The following is a 1,699-nucleotide window of genomic DNA, read 5'->3' as shown; positions in this document are numbered from 1 at the left end:
AGGGCTTGCAGATCATCAAGGTGTTGCTTCCCGTCCCATGGCTCGTTGATGTGGTATGCGCATCCCGGACGAGATCTGTACTCAACTCGCCATGAAGTTCGTGGTGTTGTTCCCGCATCTGGATGAGCGACAGAGACGGCTACTGATGGCCGCGGAGGCCCGTGTTCTGGGGCACGGTGGTGTTCGGGCCGTAGCACGGGCGGCCTCGGTGAGTGAGACCACGGTCCGCAAGGGCGTGTCCGAGCTGGAGACCGGTGAGGAGCCTCTGGGGCGGGTGCGGCGACCGGGCGGAGGCCGCAAGCGGGTCGCAGATCTTGATCCGGGCCTGCGGCCGGCTCTCCTGGCGCTGGTCGAGCCGGACGAGCGAGGCGATCCGATGTCGCCGCTGCGGTGGACGGTGAAGTCGACCCGCGCCCTGGCGCGGGAGCTCGCCCGGACCGGGCACAAAGTCAGCGCGGACACCGTCGCGGGCCTGCTGCGGGAGGAAGGCTTCAGTCTGCAGGCCAACGCCAAGACCATCGAGGGAAGCCAGCACCCAGATCGAGATGCCCAGTTCCGCTATCTCAACGAGCAGGCTCGTGATTGCCGGGACGCCGGCCAGCCGGTGATCAGCGTGGACACCAAGAAGAAGGAGCTCGTCGGCGAGTTCAAGAACAACGGCCGCCAGTGGCGGCCTGCGGCTGATCCGGCGCTGGTGAACGTCCATGACTTTGCCGACCCGCAGTTGGGCAAGGCCGTCCCGTACGGGATCTACGACCTCGCGGCGGACACCGGCTGGGTCAACGTGGGAACCGATCACGACACCGCGGCGTTCGCGGTGGAATCGATCCGCCGCTGGTGGCGCGGCCAGGGCCAGGCCGCCTACCCACGGGCGACACGGCTGCTGATCACAGCGGACGCTGGAGGCTCCAACGGATACCGCACCCGGGCCTGGAAGCTCGAGCTCGCCCGTCTCGCCGCCGAGACCGGGCTCACGATCACCGTGTGCCACCTGCCGCCAGGGACGTCGAAGTGGAACAAGATCGAGCACCGGCTGTTCTCACACATCACCATGAACTGGCGCGGCCGCCCGCTGACCAGCCACGAGGTCATCGTGCAGTCGATCGCGGCGACCACGACCCGCACAGGACTGCGTGTGAGCTCTCAGCTGGACACCAACGCCTATCCCACCGGCGTCAAGATCGGGGACGCGGAGATGGCCGCCCTGCCGCTGACCCGGCACAACTTCCACGGTGACTGGAACTATGCCCTGCATCCTCAGCCGGCCCCAACCGTCCCGGCGGCCCGGGGCCCGCAGGAACCCGCCCGGCAGCGGGATCAGGCTCTGCTGTTTGATCCCGAGCTGACCGGGATGACCCGCCAGCAGCTGGACCAACTGACAGAAACTCTGGCCCCGGACGGCGACTTCCAGCGCGGCCGACCGCCCCGGCTCTGTTTCCTTGAACAGGTCCTGGCCACCGTGCTCCACCTGCGGGTCGCCCTGGCCGCGGAACCTCTGGCCGTGCTGTTTGGCAGCAGCAGGACCGCCATGCACCGCACCCTCCTGAAGAACCGGCGACTGCTCGACGCCCATGGCATTGCAATCACGCCCGCAACGACCCCACCCGCCAGTCTCGCAGCCCTCCAAGCACGTGTCCTCGCCCTGACCGACGAGCTCAGCAACAAGATCAAGACGACGTGTTAATGATCTGCAAGCCCT

1 protein-coding gene is annotated in these 1,699 nt (G+C 67.3%); it reads left to right on the top strand.

Annotation, left to right across the window (positions count from 1 at the left end; translation table 11 throughout):
• The first annotated feature begins 55 nt into the window (after positions 1 to 55).
• The gene (locus ACFF45_RS35295; protein WP_381351126.1) at positions 56 to 1,684 is read left to right on the top strand and encodes an ISAzo13 family transposase; all 1,629 of its coding nucleotides are present in this window, start codon (positions 56 to 58) and stop codon (positions 1,682 to 1,684) included.
• Positions 1,685 to 1,699 lie beyond the last annotated feature (15 nt).

Source organism: Streptomyces cinereospinus (genome assembly GCF_042430725.1).
Classification (GTDB): Bacteria; Actinomycetota; Actinomycetes; order Streptomycetales; family Streptomycetaceae; genus Streptomyces; species Streptomyces cinereospinus.
Note: the sequence above shows the minus strand (reverse complement) of the source record. Positions and strands in the feature narration are given on the sequence as shown.